This is a genomic window from Halomarina oriensis (genome assembly GCF_009791395.1).
GTDB classification, from domain to species: Archaea; Halobacteriota; Halobacteria; order Halobacteriales; family Haloarculaceae; genus Halomarina; species Halomarina oriensis.
On record NZ_WSZK01000018.1, the window covers coordinates 40,612 to 60,742 of the forward strand.

At 68.7% G+C, this 20,131-nt stretch carries 23 protein-coding genes and 1 pseudogene; 13 read left to right on the top strand and 11 right to left on the bottom strand.

Features of this window, described 5'->3' with window-relative positions; genetic code table 11:
* The first annotated feature begins 69 nt into the window (after positions 1 to 69).
* Positions 70 to 1,200, top strand: coding sequence for a DUF373 family protein (locus GQS65_RS12085; RefSeq protein ID WP_368280106.1), 1,131 nt, complete (start codon positions 70 to 72; stop codon positions 1,198 to 1,200).
* A 6-nt stretch (positions 1,201 to 1,206) separates the two neighbouring features.
* On the opposite strand, the gene GQS65_RS12090 is transcribed toward GQS65_RS12085, so the two are convergent.
* From GQS65_RS12090 to GQS65_RS12100, 3 genes are all read right to left on the bottom strand, one after another.
* Complete coding sequence (locus GQS65_RS12090; RefSeq protein ID WP_158204953.1) at positions 1,207 to 1,575, bottom strand: arsenate reductase/protein-tyrosine-phosphatase family protein; 369 nt, start codon at positions 1,573 to 1,575, stop codon at positions 1,207 to 1,209.
* Positions 1,576 to 1,704: 129 nt separating this feature from the next.
* Positions 1,705 to 2,868, bottom strand: coding sequence for an ACR3 family arsenite efflux transporter (arsB, locus tag GQS65_RS12095; protein ID WP_158204903.1), 1,164 nt, complete (start codon positions 2,866 to 2,868; stop codon positions 1,705 to 1,707).
* Positions 2,865 to 3,257: an ArsR/SmtB family transcription factor gene (locus tag GQS65_RS12100; protein WP_158204904.1), complete on the bottom strand. Its 393-nt coding sequence runs from the start codon at positions 3,255 to 3,257 to the stop codon at positions 2,865 to 2,867. The genes arsB and GQS65_RS12100 overlap by 4 nt, the downstream gene beginning before the upstream one ends.
* 179 nt (positions 3,258 to 3,436) lie before the next feature.
* On the opposite strand from GQS65_RS12100, the gene GQS65_RS12105 reads away from it, so the two are divergent.
* From GQS65_RS12105 to GQS65_RS12120, 4 genes are all read left to right on the top strand, one after another.
* Complete coding sequence (locus GQS65_RS12105; protein WP_158204905.1) at positions 3,437 to 4,150, top strand: diphthine--ammonia ligase; 714 nt, start codon at positions 3,437 to 3,439, stop codon at positions 4,148 to 4,150.
* A 310-nt stretch (positions 4,151 to 4,460) separates the two neighbouring features.
* Positions 4,461 to 4,766, top strand: a complete 306-nt coding sequence (locus tag GQS65_RS12110) for a hypothetical protein (protein WP_158204906.1) — start codon at positions 4,461 to 4,463, stop codon at positions 4,764 to 4,766.
* Between the two features lie 315 nt (positions 4,767 to 5,081).
* Entirely contained in the window at positions 5,082 to 5,588 is a 507-nt protein-coding gene (locus tag GQS65_RS12115) for a DUF2243 domain-containing protein (protein WP_158204907.1), read from the top strand.
* Complete coding sequence (locus GQS65_RS12120; protein ID WP_158204908.1) at positions 5,575 to 5,793, top strand: hypothetical protein; 219 nt, start codon at positions 5,575 to 5,577, stop codon at positions 5,791 to 5,793. Before GQS65_RS12115 ends, GQS65_RS12120 begins: the two co-directional genes overlap by 14 nt.
* On the opposite strand, the gene GQS65_RS12125 is transcribed toward GQS65_RS12120, so the two are convergent.
* Entirely contained in the window at positions 5,757 to 6,713 is a 957-nt protein-coding gene (locus GQS65_RS12125; protein WP_158204909.1) for a sugar phosphate nucleotidyltransferase, read from the bottom strand. The genes GQS65_RS12120 and GQS65_RS12125 overlap by 37 nt on opposite strands.
* Positions 6,714 to 6,828: 115 nt before the next feature.
* On the opposite strand from GQS65_RS12125, the gene GQS65_RS12130 reads away from it, so the two are divergent.
* Complete coding sequence (locus tag GQS65_RS12130) at positions 6,829 to 7,119, top strand: transcriptional regulator (RefSeq protein WP_158204910.1); 291 nt, start codon at positions 6,829 to 6,831, stop codon at positions 7,117 to 7,119.
* A gap of 51 nt (positions 7,120 to 7,170) precedes the next feature.
* Here GQS65_RS12130 and GQS65_RS12135 read toward each other — a convergent pair whose 3' ends face one another.
* Positions 7,171 to 7,842 (bottom strand): SOUL family heme-binding protein, encoded by a 672-nt coding sequence (locus tag GQS65_RS12135; RefSeq protein WP_158204911.1) that lies wholly within the window; start codon positions 7,840 to 7,842, stop codon positions 7,171 to 7,173.
* Positions 7,843 to 7,932: 90 nt separating this feature from the next.
* Positions 7,933 to 8,442, bottom strand: a complete 510-nt coding sequence (locus GQS65_RS12140; protein WP_158204912.1) for a Rieske (2Fe-2S) protein — start codon at positions 8,440 to 8,442, stop codon at positions 7,933 to 7,935.
* Positions 8,443 to 8,783: 341 nt separating this feature from the next.
* On the opposite strand from GQS65_RS12140, the gene GQS65_RS12145 reads away from it, so the two are divergent.
* The gene (locus GQS65_RS12145) at positions 8,784 to 9,854 is read left to right on the top strand and encodes a saccharopine dehydrogenase family protein (RefSeq protein ID WP_158204913.1); all 1,071 of its coding nucleotides are present in this window, start codon (positions 8,784 to 8,786) and stop codon (positions 9,852 to 9,854) included.
* A 15-nt stretch (positions 9,855 to 9,869) separates the two neighbouring features.
* Here the strand turns inward: GQS65_RS12145 and GQS65_RS12150 are convergent.
* From GQS65_RS12150 to GQS65_RS12170, 5 genes and pseudogenes are all read right to left on the bottom strand, one after another.
* Positions 9,870 to 10,752, bottom strand: a pseudogene (locus tag GQS65_RS12150) (aminotransferase class IV).
* Positions 10,753 to 10,827: 75 nt separating this feature from the next.
* Positions 10,828 to 11,466 carry a glutamine amidotransferase-related protein gene (locus GQS65_RS12155; RefSeq protein WP_368280108.1) on the bottom strand — a complete coding sequence of 213 codons (639 nt, stop codon included), beginning with the start codon at positions 11,464 to 11,466 and terminating at the stop codon, positions 10,828 to 10,830.
* The gene (locus GQS65_RS12160; RefSeq protein WP_158204914.1) at positions 11,463 to 12,989 is read right to left on the bottom strand and encodes an anthranilate synthase component I family protein; all 1,527 of its coding nucleotides are present in this window, start codon (positions 12,987 to 12,989) and stop codon (positions 11,463 to 11,465) included. Before GQS65_RS12160 ends, GQS65_RS12155 begins: the two co-directional genes overlap by 4 nt.
* A gap of 64 nt (positions 12,990 to 13,053) precedes the next feature.
* Positions 13,054 to 13,866 carry a helix-hairpin-helix domain-containing protein gene (locus GQS65_RS12165; protein ID WP_158204915.1) on the bottom strand — a complete coding sequence of 271 codons (813 nt, stop codon included), beginning with the start codon at positions 13,864 to 13,866 and terminating at the stop codon, positions 13,054 to 13,056.
* Between the two features lie 26 nt (positions 13,867 to 13,892).
* Positions 13,893 to 14,735: a shikimate dehydrogenase gene (locus GQS65_RS12170; protein WP_158204916.1), complete on the bottom strand. Its 843-nt coding sequence runs from the start codon at positions 14,733 to 14,735 to the stop codon at positions 13,893 to 13,895.
* A gap of 96 nt (positions 14,736 to 14,831) precedes the next feature.
* On the opposite strand from GQS65_RS12170, the gene GQS65_RS12175 reads away from it, so the two are divergent.
* From GQS65_RS12175 to GQS65_RS12200, 6 genes are all read left to right on the top strand, one after another.
* The gene (locus GQS65_RS12175; RefSeq protein ID WP_158204917.1) at positions 14,832 to 16,268 is read left to right on the top strand and encodes a sodium/calcium exchanger protein; all 1,437 of its coding nucleotides are present in this window, start codon (positions 14,832 to 14,834) and stop codon (positions 16,266 to 16,268) included.
* Between the two features lie 52 nt (positions 16,269 to 16,320).
* On the top strand, positions 16,321 to 17,712 hold the full coding sequence (locus GQS65_RS12180) for a D-aminoacyl-tRNA deacylase (protein ID WP_368280109.1): 1,392 nt from the start codon (positions 16,321 to 16,323) through the stop codon (positions 17,710 to 17,712).
* 27 nt (positions 17,713 to 17,739) lie between these two features.
* Complete coding sequence (ftsZ, locus tag GQS65_RS12185) at positions 17,740 to 18,945, top strand: cell division protein FtsZ (protein WP_158204918.1); 1,206 nt, start codon at positions 17,740 to 17,742, stop codon at positions 18,943 to 18,945.
* Positions 18,946 to 18,994: 49 nt separating this feature from the next.
* On the top strand, positions 18,995 to 19,207 hold the full coding sequence (locus tag GQS65_RS12190) for a hypothetical protein (RefSeq protein ID WP_158204919.1): 213 nt from the start codon (positions 18,995 to 18,997) through the stop codon (positions 19,205 to 19,207).
* A gap of 62 nt (positions 19,208 to 19,269) precedes the next feature.
* Complete coding sequence (locus GQS65_RS12195; protein WP_158204920.1) at positions 19,270 to 19,443, top strand: protein translocase SEC61 complex subunit gamma; 174 nt, start codon at positions 19,270 to 19,272, stop codon at positions 19,441 to 19,443.
* Complete coding sequence (locus GQS65_RS12200; protein ID WP_158204921.1) at positions 19,443 to 19,880, top strand: transcription elongation factor Spt5; 438 nt, start codon at positions 19,443 to 19,445, stop codon at positions 19,878 to 19,880. Before GQS65_RS12195 ends, GQS65_RS12200 begins: the two co-directional genes overlap by 1 nt.
* The last annotated feature ends 251 nt before the right edge of the window (positions 19,881 to 20,131 follow it).

Genomic DNA, 20,131 nt, shown 5'->3' on the forward strand with positions numbered 1-20,131 from the left:
GATGCGTCCCCGAACGACGCACGGGGTGTCGCCTGCAGGTTATTTATCGCACGATAGCGTTGTCCGACCGTGACGACGCTCGTCCTCTGTCTGGACCGCGACGGCCGCGTCGGGGCCGACCGCGACCCGCCGCTCGTCGGCGACGAGCAGGTCTCGGCACTCGTGACCGCGGTGGGCATCGACGACCCCGAGGACGCACGCGTCAACGGCTTCCTCGAAGCGCTGCGCGTCGCCCGCGAACTCCGTGCAGAGGGCGACGAGGCCGTCGTCGCGCTCGTCTCCAGTGCGGGTGACGCCGTCGACGGTGACCGGGCCATCGCCCGGCAGGTCGAACGACTCGTCGCGGAGTACGACCCCGAGTCGGCGGTACTCGTCGTCAACAGCGCCGAGGACGAACAGGTCGTCCCCATCGTCGAGAGCCGTGTCCGCGTCGACGCCGTCGACCGCGTCGTCGTCCGGCAGGCGCGGGACATCGAGTCGACGTACTATCTCCTCAAGCAGTTCCTCGGCGACGAGGAGTTGCGAGCGGCCGTCCTCATCCCGCTCGGTGCGGCGCTCGTCGCGTTCCCGGTCCTCCTCACGGTGGCCGACAGCGTCGGCGTCGCGCTCTCGGTGGTCGCGGGCGTCATCGGGACGTTCTTCCTCTACAAGGGGCTGAACGTCGACGACCTGCTGACGAGTCTCCCACGAGCGGCCAGCGACGCCTTCTACTCCGGGCAGGTGTCGTTGGTCACCTACGTCGTCGCGGCCGGGTTGGCGCTCGTCGGGGCGTTCGTCGGCGGCCTCGCGGCCACCGAACTGAGCGGGGAGCCGTTGCTGGCGGCGATGCGCTTCGCCTACGAGAGCGTCCCGTGGCTGGCGCTGGCGGCGCTCACGGCCACGACCGGGCGACTGCTCGACGAACTGCTCCGCGAGGGGCAGATTCGGAGCGCCCTGATGAACCTCCCGTTCGGCATCGTCGCCATCGGCTTCGTCGTCCGGGGGTTCACCGCGTTCTTCCTGGAGAACGGCGAGGTCATCGATTCGCTGGTCGTCCCGGCGGTGGGCTTCGGCGCGCTCACGGTCCAGCGCATCGAGGTGAGCGCGGAGGCACGCCTCGTCGTCTTCGTCGTCGGTGGCGTCTGTATCAGCCTCGTCGGCGTCGTCGTCTCCTCGTTCATGACCGGCCTCTCCATCGAGGAGGTCGAGACACGCGGCTGACGGCGGTCAGTGCTCGTCGTCGAGTTCGTCGAACAGCGCGACGACCCGACCTTCGACGTCGTCCCGAATCTCGCGGACTCGGTCGATGTCCTGCCCGTGTGGGTCCTCGAGGTCCCAGTCGCGGACGTCGACACCTCCGGAGGTGTCCAGCGAGAGGGTCGAACAGCCCATCGTGGCGACGACGGTGCAGGCTTCGAGTTCTTCGGTCGAGACCTCGCGCGGCGTCCGGTTCGAGAGGTCGACGTCCTTCTCGGCCATCACCTCGACGACGACGTCGTGGACGCTGTCGGCTGGGTGGGTCCCGCCGGTCAGAATCTCGACGCGGTCGGTGAGGCCGCGCTCCTCGCGTTCGCGTTCGGCGAAGGCGGTGGCCATCTGGGAGCGGCCGGCGTTCTGGACGCAGACGAAGGCGAGTCGGGTCGGTGCTGGGTCGGTGGGTTCGGTGTCGGTGGTCACGGTTCGTTGGTGGTCTGTCGTCGGGGTCAGTCGTCGGGGTCGTTGGAGTCAGTCGTCGGTCGTCGGGTCGGTGCTGGAGGGACGTGACGGCTCGGTCGACCGCCCGCTCCAGTCGAAGCGTCGCTGGAAGGACAGCGCGACGTTGACGAGTGCGAGGAGGACGGGGACCTCGATGAGCGGGCCGACGACGGTGGTGAACGCGACGCCGGAGCCGACGCCGAAGACGGCGACGGCGACCGCGATAGCCAACTCGAAGTTGTTCGAGGCGGCGGTGAAGCCGATGGCGGTGGTCGTCGAGTAGTCCGCGCCGACGCCACGCCCCATCCCGAAGCTCACGAGGAACATCACGACGAAGTAGACGGTGAGCGGGACGGCGACGAGCAACACGTCGCCGGGTGCGGCGACGATGCTCTCGCCCTGCGTGGCGAACATCACGACGACGGTGAACAGCAACGCGACCAGCGTGAGCGGGTCGATTCGAGGGACGAACGACTCGTCGTACCACTGCTCGCTCTTCGCTCGCGTGCCGACGTAGCGGGAGAGAAAGCCGGCGACGAACGGGACGCCGAGGAAGACGACGATGGCCTCGGCCACCTGCGTCGGCGTGACGTCGAACGTCGTGATGCCGGCGACGAGCGACTCCATCCCCAGCAGCGGGGGCACGACGAGCGCGAAGAACCAGACGTACACCCCGTAGGTGAGGATCTGAAAGAGGCTGTTGAACGCGACGAGGCCGGTGACGTACTCCGTCGACCCCTCGGCGAGTTCGTTCCAGACGAGCACCATCGCGATACACCGCGCCATCCCGATGAACACGAGACCGAGGAAGAACTCCGGCCGGGCCGGCAGGCCGGGGACGACGCCGCCGAAGAAGGCGACCGCCAGCCCGAACATCAGCGTCGGGCCGATGAGCCAGTTCTGGACGAGACTCAGGCTCAACACGCGCCAGTTGCCGAACACCGTCCGGAGCTGTGAGTAGTCGGCTTTCGCCAGCGGCGGGTACATCATCACCACGAGGCCGATTTCGACGAGGTGGAGGTCCCGGATGGGCCCGGTCACGGACGGTGCGGCGTAGCCGAGCCCGACGCCGAGCGCCATCGCGCCGAAGATCCAGACGGTGAGGTACTTGTCGAGGAACCCCATCGACCGCGGGTCGCCACACGACTCACAGTCACAGTTCGGGCCGTGGTCGTGTTCGGTGGCGGTACTCATCGTGCCCGTGTCCCGTCGAGCGCGACCAGCAACGCCGTCCCGCGCGGTGTGATGCGATACATGCGCCACTTCCCGTCCTTGCGCTTGGTGACGATGCCTGCCTCCGTGAGCGTCGAGAGCGCGTGACTGACCGCGCTCTCGCTCACGTCGACCAGCGGCAGGAGTTCACAGACGCACAGTTCGCCGTCCGCGGCGTGGAACGCACTGACGAGCCGATATCGCGTGTCGTTCGCCAGTGCCGACAGCGCCGCGACGTTCGCCCCGACCCGGTCGTCGTCTCCCAGGTCGAACGCGGCCAGTTCTGCGAGGCGCTGCTCGACGTCTTCGTCGCAGCACTCCCCGAGGTCGTCTTCGAGATACCGACGAAGCCTCGTATTCGATTGAGACATCGTTCAACTGATTCTCGTCGCTTGGTATAGTCTCTTCGCCACAGCACTCAGCGTGTACTCCCGAGGAACTGTAGACTCTCGACGTGAGCGAGAGTTGAACAGCGATAGAATCGAGCTCCGGAGCGCTATCGTGGAGCGTGGACCGCAGGCGATAACCGCTCGCACTCGATAGCGAGGGTATGCAACCGTGGGTCAGCCTCTTCTCGGGCGGGAAGGACTCCTCGTGGGCGCTCTACCGAGCGCTGGAGGAGGGTCACCCCGTCGACCGCCTCGTCACCGTCCACCCGCAGGGCGACTCGTACATGTACCACACGCCGGCGACGAGCCTCGCCGCGCTGGCCGCCGAGTCGATCGGTATCGAGTTGCTCGACGTCCACCCCGGGGACTTCGGGGCCGACGACGTCGCCGACTCGGGCGCGCAGGGCGACGCCGAACTCGAACCGCTCGAACGCGCGCTCGAGTCGCTCGCCGCGGGGTGGGGCGGCATCGGCGGCGTCACCGCGGGTGCGGTCGAGAGCGACTACCAGACCTCCCGCATCCAGGGGATGTGCGACCGTCTCGGCGCCGACCTGTTCGCCCCGCTCTGGCAACGAGACCCCCACGAACTCGCCGACGCGATGCTGGAGGCGGGCTTCGAGATTCGTCTCGTCCAGGTCGCCGCCCACGGCCTCGACGAGTCGTGGCTCGGGCGCACGCTGGACCGCGAGGCCGTCGAGGAGTTGACGCGACTGAACGAGGAGTACGGCGTCCACGTCCTCGGCGAGGGCGGCGAGTTCGAGACGCTGGTCGTGGACGGCCCGCACATGGACCGGCGTATCGAACTGGAGTCCGAACCCGTGTGGGAGGGGACGCGTGGACACCTCCGTATCGAGGACGCGTGGTTGGCGGCGTGAGTCGCCGTTCGTGGTTCGTTCACGAGCGTTCGCCTCCCCACCAGTAGGCCAGTGTGAGGGCGAGGACGGTCGGGGCGAGGCCGATTCCGTAGAGGAAGACGAACACTGCCGGCGTGTGTAGTCGCTGGGATGCAAGCCGCCGACGTTCCGGAGTTCGCGCATCTGGTTCCTGCCGAATCCTTTCTCCGAGGCCACCCAGCCCTCTTTTCTACGGCGAAGACTGGACCGCTACTGCCGTCGCCGAGTCGTGTGCCGAGGGTACCGCTGTACAAGCACGTCATTCTTTCCCATGGCGACTCACGACCGGAACATGACAGATGGGGATGGCGTGGACGAACTCAACAGACGGATGAACCGCGACCGGCGAACCGTCGGCACGGGAGGGACGAAGACGGGAACCGAACACCGAATCGACTCCGTCGAGAAGGTCGGTGACAGCGTGGAAATCGTCGTCGAGACCCCGAAGTGGTCGGTCTGCCAGAAGCTATCGGTCGAGGAGATGCGCGAGTACAGAGACAGTTTCGGGGTCAGACGGTACCAGCAGTTCGAGGGACAGCCGGTCGTCGTGATTCACGAGCAGGAGAGCGACCGACGGTACATCGAAGGACCGACGTAGCGGTTCGACCACGACGCCACCGACCCCGAGCAGTGCTCGGGGTCCCGGTTGCGATGCCGACGACGGTTTCCACTTCCACGTTCCGACTCCGGGACGCGACAGACCCCCACACGCCGTCCGACGGCGTCCGGTACTTCCCGGCTACTAGCAACCACGACCGACCGAGAGGAGACACAGAGTACCGGAGTGAGCGGGGGAATGATGTCCCGGAGCGGTCGGCTCGCCCTGGGCGATGATACCGTCGGTCGTCGACCGAACCCGACCGCAGGCACGCGCCGGCCGCCCTCCTAACCACTTCGGCGCGCGACGGACCGTATGACATCGACACCGACCGGCGTGAGTCGTGGCCGCTCGACGAGGGCGCTCGTCGGCGCGGGCGTCTTCGGGTTCGGGGTCAGCGCCCTCGTCGACGTGTTGCTCCTCCACCACGTCCTCCAGTGGCACCACCTCGTCTCCGCACGGGTCTCGCCGAACACCGTCGACGGACTGCGGACGAACCTGCTCGCCGACGGCCTCTTCTCGCTCGTGATGCTCGCCGTCGCCGGCGTCGGGGTCGGGCTAATGTGGCGGGCGGAACGCCGGACGGCCGCCCCGCTGGCCGTCCGGCCGCTCGCGGGCGTCGTCCTCGTCGGAGTCGGTCTCTTCGACCTCTTCGACGTCGTCGTGGACCACACGCTGCTCGGACTGCACCACGCGCTCTCGCAGGGCGGCACGTACGACCCGTACTGGGCGCTCGTCAGCCTCGGTATCGTCGCGCTCGGCGTGCTGGTGTACCGGAGCGGGAGGAACTCGACACGCGGTGGCACCGATGGTCCGGCCTGAGGTGACGTCCGCGGTGGACGCGCTCGGCGTCGTGAACGTCCTCCTCCACGGCGGGACGGTGGACGGCGAACCACACGTGCTCGTCCTGACCGTCGCAGTCGTCGGACTCCTGGCGGTGGTCGCCGGCCTCGTGGTCGGTCTCGACCGGTTGCTCGCGCCCGTCGCCGGTCAGCAGAGCCGCGAGTACGACCCGACCAGCGAGTGAGTCAGCGTCTTGCCCGTCACTTCGGCGTGTTCGTCGACGATGGAGTCGACGAGGTTGGAGTCCTCGACGACGGCGTCGTGGAAGACGACGCTGTTGGTCAGCGAGACGCCCGAGAGGTCCGCGCCGGGCATGACGTGGACGTTCTCCCCGACCTCGCAGTCCTCGACGGTTGCGTCGGCGGCGACGATGCTCTCGCCGTCCAGCGCCCACTGGACGGCTTCGAGGTAGGCGTCGGGCGTGCCGATGTCGTACCACGGCTCCTCGAAGGAGTACGCGAAGACGTCCTCTTCGCTCTGGAGCCACTGGACGTACCAGCCCGGTTCGTCGGGGTTGTTGTCCCCCGAGAGGTACTCCTCGAACCGGACGGAGTCGGCGGGGAAGGCGTAGCAGGCGATGGAGACGAGCGTGCTCTTCGGTTCCTCGGGTTTCTCCTGGAAGTCGACGACGCGGTCACCCTCGAGTGCGACGAGACCGTAGGACTTCGCCTTCTCACGAGAGCCGACGTCGTACGCGGCGATGCTGGGTGCGCTCTTCTCCTCGGAGAAGTCGAGGAAGTCGCTCATCGAGAAGCCCATCAGGTTGTCGCCGGCGACGACCAGCAGGTCGTCGTCGACACCCTCGCGGTCGACGAGCTGTGCGAGCGCACCGACGACGCCGAACTTCTCGTTCTCGCCGAGCGTGTCCTCGATGGAGAGCGAGGCCTTCTCGTAGCCCTTGTCGGCGAGGTGCTCCTCGAACGCGGGAGCGAACCGTTCGTTGGTCGAGAGGTAGACGTGCTCGATTCGGTCGTCGGTCTCGAGGTCCGAGAGGATACGGTCGATGACGGTGGAGTCGCCGACCGGGAGGAGCATCTTGGGACGATGGCGAGTGATTGGCCAGAGGCGGGTGGCGTAGCCACCAGCGAGAACGACCGCGTGCATGGTTTCGCCTCTGTTGCCGCCGTGATAGTCGTTGCGCCTTCCTACCCGCTCGGGAGACGGTTTGCCGTGGAGGCTCCCGAACACGTATGTCATCGGGCGTGGTATCACGACCCGTATGCGTGCCGAGGAGGAGACGACTCGTCAGCGTATCGCCGACCGCCTCCGCGACGACCCCGCACAGGCCGGCAGCCTCGCCCGCGAGTTCGGTGTCCGGACGGCGGCCGTGTTCTCACACGTCGAACACATCTCGAAGTCCCTCGACCCGAGCGACGAGCAGTTGCTGGCCGCGCCCCCGGAGTGTCGTGACTGTGGGTTCACCGACTTCGACGACCTGGTCAACCGACCGTCGCGCTGTCCGTCGTGTAAGAGCGAGAACGTCGAGGAACCGACCTTCACCATCGAGTAGCCGACGACCGGTGGGAGACCGAGTGCGAGACCCGACGGCGAGTGCGACGGCTCAGGCCGCGGCCAGTTCGACGGCCACCTCGTTGTGGCGCAGGAACGGTGGCGTCAGCGGCGAGTCGTACCGGAACAGGACCGGGTCGCTGGTCACGACGAGCGCGGAGTCGTCGAGCGTCGTGAGCAGGGCGGCCCGCTGGTCACGCGTCCGGCCGTCGGTCGCCACCCACGAGAACGGCCGGACCGCGAGGGTACGCCGTGGGGTCCGTCGAACCGTCACCAGCGGGTTGGTCGGGGCAGGAGCTGTCTCGACGCTGTAGTCACTCCGGAGGAAGCGGCCGACGGTGACCCGGTCGTTGGTCGTCGCCGTCCGGACCGGAGGGGTCGCCTCGACCGGGTCACCCCCCGTCCTGACCGGGGCCGCGAGCGACTCACGGACGAGCGTCACCTCCGCCCCCGTCCCGACGGCCGTCGGCACGGTGACGGCCGCTCGTGGTTCGTTCGCCCCCGCCAGATACCGGTGCAGTCGGTCGGTCGCCTCCGTCTCCGTCGATGCAGTGGTCTCGACGATCACCCCTTCGGGGTACTCCCGAATCTCCACGCCGTCGACCGACGCCAGCGTCGTGAACGGTATGGCGTCGAGCGAGCGCTTCGAGTAGGCCCCCCACCCCACCCAGACGGCCACGAGGCCGAGCGTAGCCGCCACTGCCAGTTCGGTCTTCCGAGCCATGGTACTCGTACGCACAGCGAGGAGATAAACGGGCCGCAGGAGCCGTCAGGCCGTTGAATCGTCCCGTTCGATGGTGAGTCCGCCGAGTGCTCAGAAGTCGATACGACCGCCCGAGGACAGGTCGTGGTCGCCCGACGGCCCGAGGCCGTCGAACTCGTACTCCGGTTCGTCGAGGTAGACCGCGTCCTCGTGGACCGTCACGGCGACGGCTTCGAGGTACGCCCCTTCACAGGGTCCGTACGTGCACAGCCCCGAGTCCTTCTCGAACGTCGCGGCGTGGCGCTGACAGAGTATCTCGCCGGCACCAGAACGCTCCGCGTCCTGGTTGGCTCCCGAGACGCCGTTCGCCTCGGGGACGTCGCGGACGGCCGCACCCGACCCCTTGTCGAGGCGCACGTCCGTCCAGTGCTGGCAGTAGTTCTTCCACGCGTGGATGGCGTCGCCCGCGTCCGCGTCGTCGTCGCTGGCCGGGCCGTCGCCCTCGCCGCCGAGTCGTACGAGGATGACCTCCTCGCGGTCGACGCCGTCACGAATCGTGAAGAGGAGCGTGCTGTCCGTGGGAACCTCGGAGACGCTGGCGATGCGTCGGTCCTCGTCCATGCGTTCGGTTGCCGGCGACTGCGTTCAAGGGTTCTGATTCCGGAACGCGGATCGCTCAGTAGAGCGTGGCCCGGACCTCGCCACCACGGACCACCGACGCACGAAGGATGACGAACGTCGGGACGAGCGCGAAAGCCCCGCGGCGAGGAGCGCGACGGACCACGACTCGCCGGCGACGAGGACGGCCAGCAGCGACAGTCGAATCGAGACGAGCAGCGCACAGCAGTCGCGGGCGATTCGCTGGAGCGCATCCATACGGACGTTCGTCAACGCGAGCAAGTAGGTTCCGACGCCTGCCGCGAGCGGTCCACCTTTCCGCCGGCCGCGAGTACGGACCGGGCATGTCCACACTGCTCGTCTACGGGTCGTACGGCTACACCGGTGAACTGGTCGTCGACCGTGCCGTCGAGGAACTCGACGACGACACCGACCTCGTGCTCGCCGGCCGGTCGCCGTCGAAACTCGAAGCGCAAGCCGACGACCACGACCTGCCGTCACGAGCGTTCACGCTCGACCACCAGCGTGTCGTCGAACGCCACCTCGACGACGTCGACGCCGTGCTCAACTGCGCGGGGCCGTTCTCGCGGACGGCCGACGCGCTGGTCGACACCTGCGTGAACACGGGAACCGACTACCTCGACATCACTGGTGAAATCGAAGTGTTCGAGGCGCTGGCCGCCCGCGACCCCGAGGCCGAGGAGGCCGACGTCGCCGTCCTCCCGGGCGTCGGCTTCGACGTGGTGCCCACCGACTGTCTCGCCGCCCACCTCGCCGAGGCGCTGCCCGACGCGACCGACCTCTCGCTGGGGTTCCAGGCGTTCGGGTCGTTCTCTCGGGGGACGATGCGGACCGCCGTCGAGTCCATCGGCGAGGGCGGCGCGGTTCGCCGCGACGGCCGCGTCACGGCCGTCTCGTCGGTCCACGACACGCGGGACATCGACTTCGGAGCGGGCGAGACGCTGGCCGTCACCGTTCCGTGGGGCGACGTCTCGACGGCCTACCGCTCGACGGGCGTCCCGAACGTGCAGGTCTACACCGCCGTCCCCGAGCGGGCGATACGGGCACTGGAGGCGACCGACAGTCTCGCACCGCTGCTCGACCGCGAGTGGGTCCAGCGGACGCTCTCGGCGGTCGTCGACCGCACCGTCGTCGGCCCGGACGAGGACGACCGCGAGGAGGGGCGAGCGCTCGTCTGGGGTGAGATCACCGACGGGGAGGAGACGTTCGAGGCCCGCCTGGAGACGCCAGAGACGTACACGCTGACGGCGATGACGGCCGTCGAAGCGGCCCGACGGACCCTCGATGGCGAGACGCCGACGGGCTACCAGACCCCCTCCTCGGCGTTCGGTGCGGAGTTCGTCACCGAGTTCGAGGGCGTCGAGCGGGAGGACGCCACGCCGGTCGAGGAGTAGGGTCGTGGACCGCTCTCAGGCGTAACAGCGTCGTTCGACCAGGTCGTCGTAGAGACGCTGGAGCAGACGCGTCACCGGCCCCTTCTCGAAGCCCATCCCGTCGACGGTCTCGACCGGTCGAAGCTCCCACGTCGCGTTGGTGAGGAACGCCTCGTCCGCGCCGCGCACGTCGTCGAGGGTGTACTGCCCCGTCTCCACGGGGAACGACTCGTCCGCCGCGAGGTCCAGCACCGTTCGGCGGGTCGTCCCCGGCAGCAACGACCCCTCGGCGGGCGTCTTCAGCGCCCCGTCGGCCACGAAGAACAGGTTCGAGGACGACCCTTCGGCGACGTACCCCTCGTCGTCGCGCACGAGCGCCTCGTCCGGCCGGTACTGCTCGGAGGACGCCCGGCGGAGTTCGAGGCGGGCGAGGACACTGTTCAGGTAGTTGTGGGTCTTCGCCTCGGGGGGCAGGGCGTTCGCGGGGGGGTTTGCGCGTCTTCACCGACTGGACGACCGCCGGCCCGTCCCAGACGCGCTGGCCGCCGTTCGCGGGGCGGCCGCCTCGGGGCAGTTCCGTCACGACCACGACCACCGTCGGGTCCACCTCCTCTCGGGGGGTGAGCTTCCCCGGTTGGACGCCCCGCGAGACCGAGACCCGGACGTAGGCGTCGGCGAGATCGTTGGCGTCGAGCGTCTCCGCGACCCTGAGCGCCAGGTCGTCGGGCACCGCGTCGGGCATCCCGAGCGTCTCACAGGTCGCTTCGAGGCGCTCGCGGTGAGCGTCCCAGACGAACACCTCGCCGCCGTACGCTCGACAGGTCTCGAAGGCGGCGTCGCCGTAGCGCCACCCGCGGTCCTCCACCGAGACGGTCGCCTGCTCGCGGTCGACGAGTTCACCGTCGACGTGGTACTGCATGCGCGACGGTTCTCGCGGACGTGACTTGGCCGTACCGCGTTCGGGTCGGCCGGCGGCGTGGACCGGCCGGTCTCGTCACAGCACGTCTCCGACGGGCGGCGCGTCGGGGGCGTCGGCATCGGGCCACTCCCCCCGAACCGCCCGCGCACAGAAGTTCCACACCATCCGCCGGCCGCCGTCGGTGAGGATGCTCTCGGGGTGGAACTGGACGCCGACGTGGGGCCGTTCACGGTGTCGGACGGCCATCAACGTCCCGTCCTCGGTGTGGGCCGTCGCCTCCAGCGACGCCGAGAGGCCACCGGTCGCACACAGCGAGTGATAGCGCCCGACCTCGACCGTGTCGGGCAGGCCCGCGAACACGCCCCGACGGTCGTGTGTGACCGTCGAGGGTTTGCCGTGGACCACCTCCGGAGCGTGGCCGACCGCGACGCCGTTGGCGACACAGAGCGCCTGGTGGCCGAGACAGACCCCGAGCGCGGGGAACGACAGGTCGAAGACGTCGACGGAGACGCCCGCCGCCTCGGGCGTGCCGGGGCCGGGCGAGACGACGACGCCGTCCGGGTTCAACTCCCGGACGGCGGTCGGCGAGAGCGCGTCGTTCCGCCGGACGACGACCCCCTCGTAGGGGTCGCGGTCCAGCGCGAGCAGCGCCTCGCCGACGAACTGGACGAGGTTGTACGCGAACGAGTCGTAGTTGTCGACGACCAGTATCACGACGACCCACCCTCCACGCGCAGGTCCCGGTTCTCGACGGCGGCGTCGAGCGCCTTGACGAGCGCTCGACCCTTGTCGAGCGTCTCGTCGTACTCGGCTTCGGGGTCGGAGTCGTGGACGATGCCCGCACCGACGCGGAGGCGGTACTCCTCGCCGACCCGTGCGAGCGTCCGGATGACGATGTTGAGCGTCGCCCGGTCGTCGAACCCGAAGACGGCCATACTCCCGGTGTAGGGGCCACGACGGGTCGGTTCTACCTCGTCGATGAGTTCCATCGTCCGGGGTTTCGGTGCGCCGGTGATGGTCCCCCCGGGGAAGACGGCGGCGACGGCGTCGGCGAGCGTCCGGTCTTCGCGCAGGCGACCCTCGACGAGCGAGACGAGGTGCATCACCTCGCTGTAGCGGTCGACGCGGCGGTACTCGCTGACCTCGACGCTCCCGAACGCGCTCACCTTCCCGAGGTCGTTGCGTTCGAGGTCGACGAGCATCGCGTGTTCGGCCCGTTCCTTCTCGTTCGCCAGGAGTTCGGCTTCGAGCGCGTCGTCCTCCTCGAGCGTCGAACCGCGCGGCCTGGTGCCGGCGATGGGTTCGGTGAGGAGTCGCGTCGCCGTCCCGTCGACGTCGGGGTCGGCGTGGAGCAGGAGTTCCGGACTCGCGCTCACGAGGTCACAGGAGGGGAACTCCACGAGACCGGAGTACGGTGCCGGGTTCACCTCGCGGAGCGCGGCGTAGGCGTCGACCGGGTGGACCGCGGCGGGTGCACGGAGACGCTGTGAGACGTTCGTCTGGAACGTGTCGCCGTCGCGGATGGCGCGTTTGACGTGTCGAACGCGCTCTGCGAACTCGGCGCGGGAACAGTCGCTCTCGAACTCGGCGCTGGTCGTGTCGACGGGCGGTGGGCCGACCGAGGGGTCGCCGTCGGTGGCGGCCGCGGCGAGGGCGAGCGCCCGCTCTCGACCCGTCTCGTAGGCGGCGGTGAGGGCGTCGTCGCTGCTGTCGGCCCCGTCGACGACCGGACAGGCAGTGATTCGGAGTTCCGTCTCGCCGTCGTGGGGGTCGCGCCACGCGGCGACCCGGTCGAACGTGCCGACTTCGAGATGCGGGTACGCCGTATCGCGGGCCGCCTGGGTCGGCAGGTCCTCCAACTCGCGGGCCACGTCGTACGACAGCCACCCGAACACGCCACACGGGTAGGGGACGTCGCAGTCACCGCGAGAGAGCGCCGTCCCGCCGAGGAGTCGTTCGAGGACGGGGAGCGCTCGTTCGTCGGGCGGGACGGTCGTCAGCGCCACGGGGTCGGTGGCGAAGTACCCCCAGCCCTCGGCCCCGCCGGACGTCTCGTAGAACACGCCCGGCGTGTCGTCACGCGCCCGACGGTAGGCGTCGAAGGGGGCGGCGGTGACGCGGACCTCGACGGGGACGCGGACCGCCGGTCGGTCACCCCCCTGTGGACCGCCGTGGGTGGCGAGCGCATCGCTAGCGGTGGCGAGAAACGACGCACAGTCGGTGACGACCGTCGGCATCACGTGGAGAAGGAGGCGGTCCGGCTATCGGCGTTTCGGTCCGGCGACGGGCCGTCGGACCCGGTCAGCGGTTCTTCGCGCGGCCGATCCAGCGCCCGAGGCGTTTCTCGGAGATACCCGTCGCCTCCGAGAGCGACTCGGCGTCGGCCGCCGCGAGGTCCGAGATGCTCTCGACACCGGCCTCGGCGAGCGTCTCGGCGTACGCCGGACCGATACCCTTGATGTCGTCGACGCCGTCGGCGGCCTCGATGTCCTCGGTGGCGTCGGGGGTCGGCCCGGCGGCCTCGGCCGGTTCGACGGCGCTCTCGGTGGCGTCCGGGTCGGCCGCACCGGCCGCTTCGCCGGGTTCGATACCGGCCTCCTGGTCGACGAGTTCGCCGCTGGCCTCGGCGTCCGGTTCCTCGGCGGCTTCCTCGGCCGGTTCGGTCGTCTCCTCGTCGACGCCTTCGATAGCGTCGTCCGCCTCGGCCGCCGCCTCGGTCGCCTCGGCGTCCGACTCGACGTCGTCCTCGGCCTCCTCGACGAGGCCGTCGGTCTGCGGGTCGCCGGTCGTCTCCTCGTCGGTGTCGGTGTCGGTGTCGGTGACCGCGTCGGTGTCGACGTCGCTCGGCTGTTCGCCCTGCGACTCGGGCCCGGCGGCCTCGGCCGGTTCGGCGGCCGCTTCGACGTTCTCCTCGGGCGGTTCCTCGGTCATCGACCCGGTCGAGGCGGTCGCGTCCGTCTCCGCGGCGACGGACTCGTCGGTCGATTCGTCGGTCGGGTCGGCGGTCGTTCCGCGGTCACGTTCGACGTGCACGCCGCGGCCGGCCCCCGACGACTCCTCGTCCGACGTCGATCCCATCCCGAGTAACGACTTGATTCTGTCGAGGATGCTCATGCTGGTTAGTAGTTCCCCCGGACCACTTAAAGCCGTACCCGAAGCGCCTGCGCCATTTCGGACACCGGCGCGTCCACGCCGGTCCACCGCTCGAACGCCTCGACGCCCTGGTACAGCAACATCCACCCGCCGTCGACCGTCGTCGCTCCCGCGTCGGCCGCGTCACGGAGCAGTCGCGTCTCCAGCGGCGCGTAGACGGCGTCCAGCACCGTGAGGCCGTCGTGGAGCGCCGTGGCAGGGACGGGCGTCTCCTCCCGGTGGTCGTCGCCCTCGCCCTCGTGGACCATCCCGACGCTCGTACCGTTGACGAGCACCGACGCGTCGGCGAGCGAACCGTCGAGCGCGTCGAGCGCGTCGAGACCGTGGGCACTGGCGGCCGCGCCGTCCGCACGAAGGTCGGCGGCGAGCGACTCGGCGCGTTCGACGGTGCGGTTGACGACCCGTACCGTCATCCCCTCGTCGGCGAGGCCGAACGCCACGGCCCGTCCGGCCCCGCCCGCGCCGACGACGACGGCCGTCCCGTCGAGCGAGACGTCGTGGTGACGGAGCGCACGGACCGCGCCGCTGGCGTCCGTGTTGTAGCCCGTCGGCGGGGTCGTCGAGAAGTCGACGGTGTTGACCGCGCCGATACGTGCCGCCAGCGGGGCCGCCTCGACGTGGTCGAGCACGTCTCGCTTGAACGGGATGGTGACGTTCAGTCCCGCGACGCCGAGCGCCGCCGCGCCGTCGATGGCCCGGCCGAGGTCGTCGGGCGCTGGTTCGAAGGTGACGTACCGGGCGTCCAGGTCGAGTGCGTCGTAGGCGGCCTCGTGCAGCGGTGGCGACAGCGAGTGGCCGACGGGGTTGCCGAGGAGTCCGAACACCTGCATATCGCGTCTCTCGGTGGGCCGGAGGATAATGACGGCGACTCCCACACCGAGGGCGGAGCAAAAGAGATAGGTTCGACCCTCGCGCCAGTTCCGACAATGCTCGAACGGTTACGCCACCCACTGAGTGCCGTCGTGCTCGCGTTTCTCCTGACGGCACCGTGGGTCGGAACACGGCTGTACGTGTTCTTCACGCCCTCGCTCGACTCGCCCGAAGCCCTGCTGTCGACGGGAGCCGTCGTCGCCGTCAGCGGCCTCGCCGTCCTCGGCGCGTCGTTCCTCCTCGCGTGGGGGGCCGAGACGGCCGAGAAGGACGTCCCCCGTGCGTTCGCCATCGCCGTGCTGGCCATCCTCGCCGTCGCGCCGGAGTACGCCGTCGACGCGCTCTACGCCTGGAACGCGGGGGCGAACGCCGGTACGGCCGAGGGCGCGCGGAACGCAAACCTCGCCGTCGCGAACATGACCGGTGCGAACCGCATCCTCATCGGTATCGGCTGGTCGGCCATCGCGCTGTTCACCATCTACAAGGCTCGCACGACGAACGACCCCGCCGTCGAGAAGCGCCGTGGCTTCCTCCGCGACGTCGTCACGCTCGACCGCGGCATCGCTACCGAAATCGCGTTCCTGCTCGCGGCGACGGCGTTCGCGTTCCTCGTCCCGTTCAGCCTCGGGTCGTTCGACGGCAGCGGCGCGGTCGGCGGTATCGGCATCGTCGACACCGTCGTCCTCGTCGGCCTCTACCTCGTCTACATCGCCATCATCATCCGCGGCGACGTCGAACACGAAGAGCAGGTCGGCGTGCCGGGCTACCTCCAGTCGTGGTCGAAAGCCCCGCGTATCGCCTCCGTGCTGTTCCTGTTCGTCTACTCCGGCACGATGATATTCATCTCCGTCGAACACTTCGCACACGGGCTGGAGGTGCTCGGCACGGAGAACAACATCCCCGAGTTCTTCATGATTCAGTGGGTCGCGCCGCTGGCCTCCGAGGCACCCGAACTCATCGTCGTCGCCTACCTCGTCAACAAGGCGCGCTCGACGGCCGGGTTCAACGCGCTCATCTCCTCGAAGCTCAACCAGTGGACGCTCCTCATCGGGACCATCGCGGTGGTCTACTCCATCGCGGCCGGCGAGATCGCGACGCTCCCGTTCGACGAGAAGCAGGTCGCCGAGATATGGATCACGGCCGCACAGAGCTTCTTCGCCATCGCTATCCTGACGAACTTCGAGATCTCGCTGCGCGAGGCGGTGGGGCTGTTCGTCCTGTTCATCTCGCAGGTGCTCATCGAGTTCGCCATCATCCTCTCGTTCCCCGAGACGGGAAGCGGGACGTTCACCGCCCTCGGCCTGACGCTCCCCAACTCCGCCGAGGCGCTGAGTATCTACGTGCTGTACGCGTACACCGTCCTCTACCTCGTCATCGGTGGGTACCTGTTCGCCACACGGTGGGACGAGGTACGCATGCTGTTCGGGCGCACCGTGACGAACGCCCGCGAAGCGTTCGGCGGCGAGACCGCCCAGCCGGACCACGCCGACTGAGTCGGGACGTCGTCTCGACACCGTTTTTCGCTGGCACCTCCTCCCTCCGGCCGTGCTCGGAATCGTCGTCAGCCGTGCCGACAGCGCCTCCGAACGCGTCGGCACCCAGCTACTCGACCTCGCGGACTGGCAGGAACACCGGGACGATTCGCGGCCGGACGCCGACGGCGGCGGGACGGTCTACCGCCTCCCGGACGTCGAGATGCGCGTCTTCGACGAGCTACACATCTACCTGGAGGGCGTCGAGCACGCCTTCGACGCCCACCTCGACTGCCTCGTGTTCGTCTCCCGCCACGCCGGCGAGACCGGCCCGCTGTTGACCGCCCACCCGACCGGGAACGTCGGGCCAGCGGCCTACGGCGGCGAGGACCACCGGTTCGCGCGGGCCGCACCCGGCGCGCTGAAGACCGTCCGCGAGTCACTCGGCGAGTACGCCCCCGGCGGCTACGACGTCGGGATGGAGTGTACCCACCACGGCCCGACCGACCTCGACACGCCGGCGCTGTTCGTCGAGGTGGGCAGCGACGAGGCGCAGTGGGCCGACGACGAGGCCGCCCGCGCCGTCGGCCGCGCGACGCTCGACCTGCGCGACGTCGACCCCACACCGGAGCGGACGCTCGTCGGCTTCGGCGGCGGCCACTACGTCCCCCGGTTCGAGCGCGTGGTAAGGGAGACGGACTGGGCGGTCGGCCACGTCGCCGCCGACTGGGGCCTCGACGACCTGCCGGAGGACCCCGAGACGTACCGGTCGGTCCTCCGACGAGCGGCCGAACGGTCGGGGGCGACCCGTGCGCTCGTCGACGGCGACCGCGAGTTCCTCCGCGAGGCACTGACCGACCTCGGTGTCGAGGTGGTGAGCGAGACGTGGGCGAGAGAGACCACCGGGATACCGTTGGCACTCGTCGAGCGACTCGAAACCGGGGTCGAGAGCGTCGAGGAGGGCCTCCGGTTCGGCACGCTGGCGCGTGAGGGCGGCGACGAGTCCCACGACGTCGTCTCGCTCCCCGACGACCTGCTCGCCGAGGCCAACGGTATCGACCACGAGCGAACGCTCGACGCGGTCCTCGAACGGAGCCTCGCCGTCGTCACCGACGAGGGCGGGACGCGACTCGCCGGACCGGTCGTCGTGCCACGAGAGGACGACGCCGCGCCCACCCCGCGTGACCGAGTCGTCGACGCGCTGGTCGCCGTCCTGCGCTCGAAGTACGAGGCGGTCGAGCGTCGTGCCGACGGGGTGGTCGCCCGCGAACGAGCGTTCGACCCCGCACTGGCCCGCGAACACGGCGTGAGCGAGGGACCGGCGTTCGGCCGACTGTCGGCCGGCGAGGACGTGACCGTCGACGGAGCGGTCGTGACGCCGGCCGACGTCCACCGAGAGCGAGAACGACGGTTCGCGGTCGGTTCGTCGTCTGACGGGCGTCAGACAACGGCGAAAGATAGTTAATCTAACTCCGTAACATTCCGCGCAGGCATGGACTCGCTTATCGAGGACGCCATCGACGAGGCCGAACGAACTCGGGAGGAGAACTCCCCGCGTGGGAACGGGGCGGAGCCACAGGAAGAGGGCTCCACGGACACCGACGCCGCACCCGGCAACTCTTCGGGGACGATGACCGACGAACAGCTCGCGGACATCGTCAAGGACCTGGAGACGAAGATCACGGTGTTCGGGTGTGGCGGCGGTGGCGGCAACACCGTCACGCGGATGGCCCAGGAGGGCATCCACGGCGCGCAGACGGTCGCCGCCAACACCGACGCCCAGCACCTCGCAGAGCAGGTGCAGGCGGATTCGAAGATCCTCATCGGACGCAAGCGCACGGGCGGTCGCGGCGCAGGCTCGGTCCCACAGATCGGCGAGGAGGCAGCCCAGGAGAACATCGACGACATCCAGATGGCCATCGGCGACTCGGACATGGTGTTCATCACCGCCGGTCTCGGCGGTGGCACCGGCACCGGGTCCGCCCCGGTCGTCGCACAGGCCGCACAGGAGGCCGGCGCGCTCACCATCGCCGTCGTCACCGTCCCGTTCACCGCGGAGGGCGAGCGACGACGGGCGAACGCCGACGCCGGGTTGGAGCGACTGCGACAGGTCGCGGACACCGTCATCGTCATCCCGAACGACCGACTGCTGGACTACGCGCCGAACCTCCCCCTCCAGGACGCGTTCAAGATCTGTGACCGCGTGCTGATGCGCTCGGTGAAGGGGATGACCGAACTCATCACGAAACCCGGCCTCGTCAACGTCGACTTCGCCGACGTGAAGACCATCATGGAGAACGGCGGCGTCGCCATGATCGGTCTCGGCGAGTCCGATTCTGAGAACCGCGCGCAGGACTCCATCCGCTCGGCGCTCCGCTCGCCGCTGCTCGACGTGGAGTTCTCCGGGGCGAACTCGGCGCTCATCAACGTCGTCGGTGGTCCCGACATGTCCATCGAGGAGGCCGAGGGCGTCGTCGAGGAGATCTACGAGCGCATCGACCCCGACGCCCGTATCATCTGGGGCGCGTCGGTCAACCCGGAGTTCGAGGACACGATGGAGACGATGGTCGTCGTCACGGGCGTCGACTCGCCACAGATCTACGGCAAGGGCGACGAGGCCGACGGCGTCTCCACCCAGAAGGTCGAGAACCGCGAACCCAACCCCGACGACGACGGCGACATCGACTTCATCCAGTAACCGTCCGTCGACGAACACGTTTTTTCTCGCGCCGTCACACCGACAGCGTATGGACTACGTCTCGCCGACACAGGGACAGGTCGTCGCTACCCTCGTCCTGCTGTTCACCGCCAACAACGCGATGGTCCACCCGTTCCACCCCGTCTTCGGCGTGTTCGCGGGGCTGGTGTTCGCCGTCGCCGCGGGGGTGCTCCTCTTGCAGGCGTACGGCGCGTATCTGGTCTGGTCCGGAGAGCGCGAGCAGGCGTCGCTCGGGAACTGAGGGGTGCGGTGGCTCATACTGTTGTAGAAAGATAGAAAAAGCCGCGCCAGTTATCCCGCTCCATGGAAGTACCGAAAGACCTGACCTCGTACGTTCGCGTGCTGAAGCTCGCCAGTACGCCCTCCTGGGAGGAGTTCTCCCAGGTGGCGCTCATCGCGGGTGCAGGCATCGCCTTCGTCGGATTCGTCGGGTTTCTCATCTTCGCAATCATGACGTTCCTCCCCGGTGGTGTCTGATGGCCATCTTCGCCGTCAAGACCACGGCCAGCCAGGAGCGGACCGTCGCCGACATGATCATCAACCGTGAGGAGGAGTCCATCCACGCCGCGCTCGCGCCCGACTCGCTGACGAGCTACGTGATGGTCGAAGCCGAGGAGGCCGCCGTCTTCGAGCGCATCCTCGACGAGATTCCCCACGCCCGCGGCGTCGTCCCCGGCAAGTCGAGCATCATGGAGGTCGAACACTTCCTCTCGCCGAAACCCGACGTCGAGGGTATCGCCGAGGGGGACATCGTCGAACTCATCGCCGGGCCGTTCAAAGGCGAGAAGGCACAGGTCCAGCGGATCGACGAGGGGAAAGACCAGGTCACGGTCGAACTGTACGAGGCGACGGTCCCGATTCCCGTCACCGTGCGCGGTGACCAGATTCGCGTGCTGGACTCGGAAGAGCGCTGACGCGCTCTCCTGGGTTCCCACTCACTCACTCCGTTCGCTCGCGGGAACAGCGAGGAACGCTGAGCGCAGCGAAGCGTTCCTCGGGAAGTCGAGCGGTGGAACCGCGAGACTTCGAAGAATGTTAACCACGTACGTAGTCGTTCGATTCTCCCCAACGGCTAACTGAGTAGTCCCGTCACTAGCGAGTACGACATGTCTCTGCGTCTCGTCTGAGTGGGGTTCGCTCCACTCCACGGCCGTCGCTGATTCGT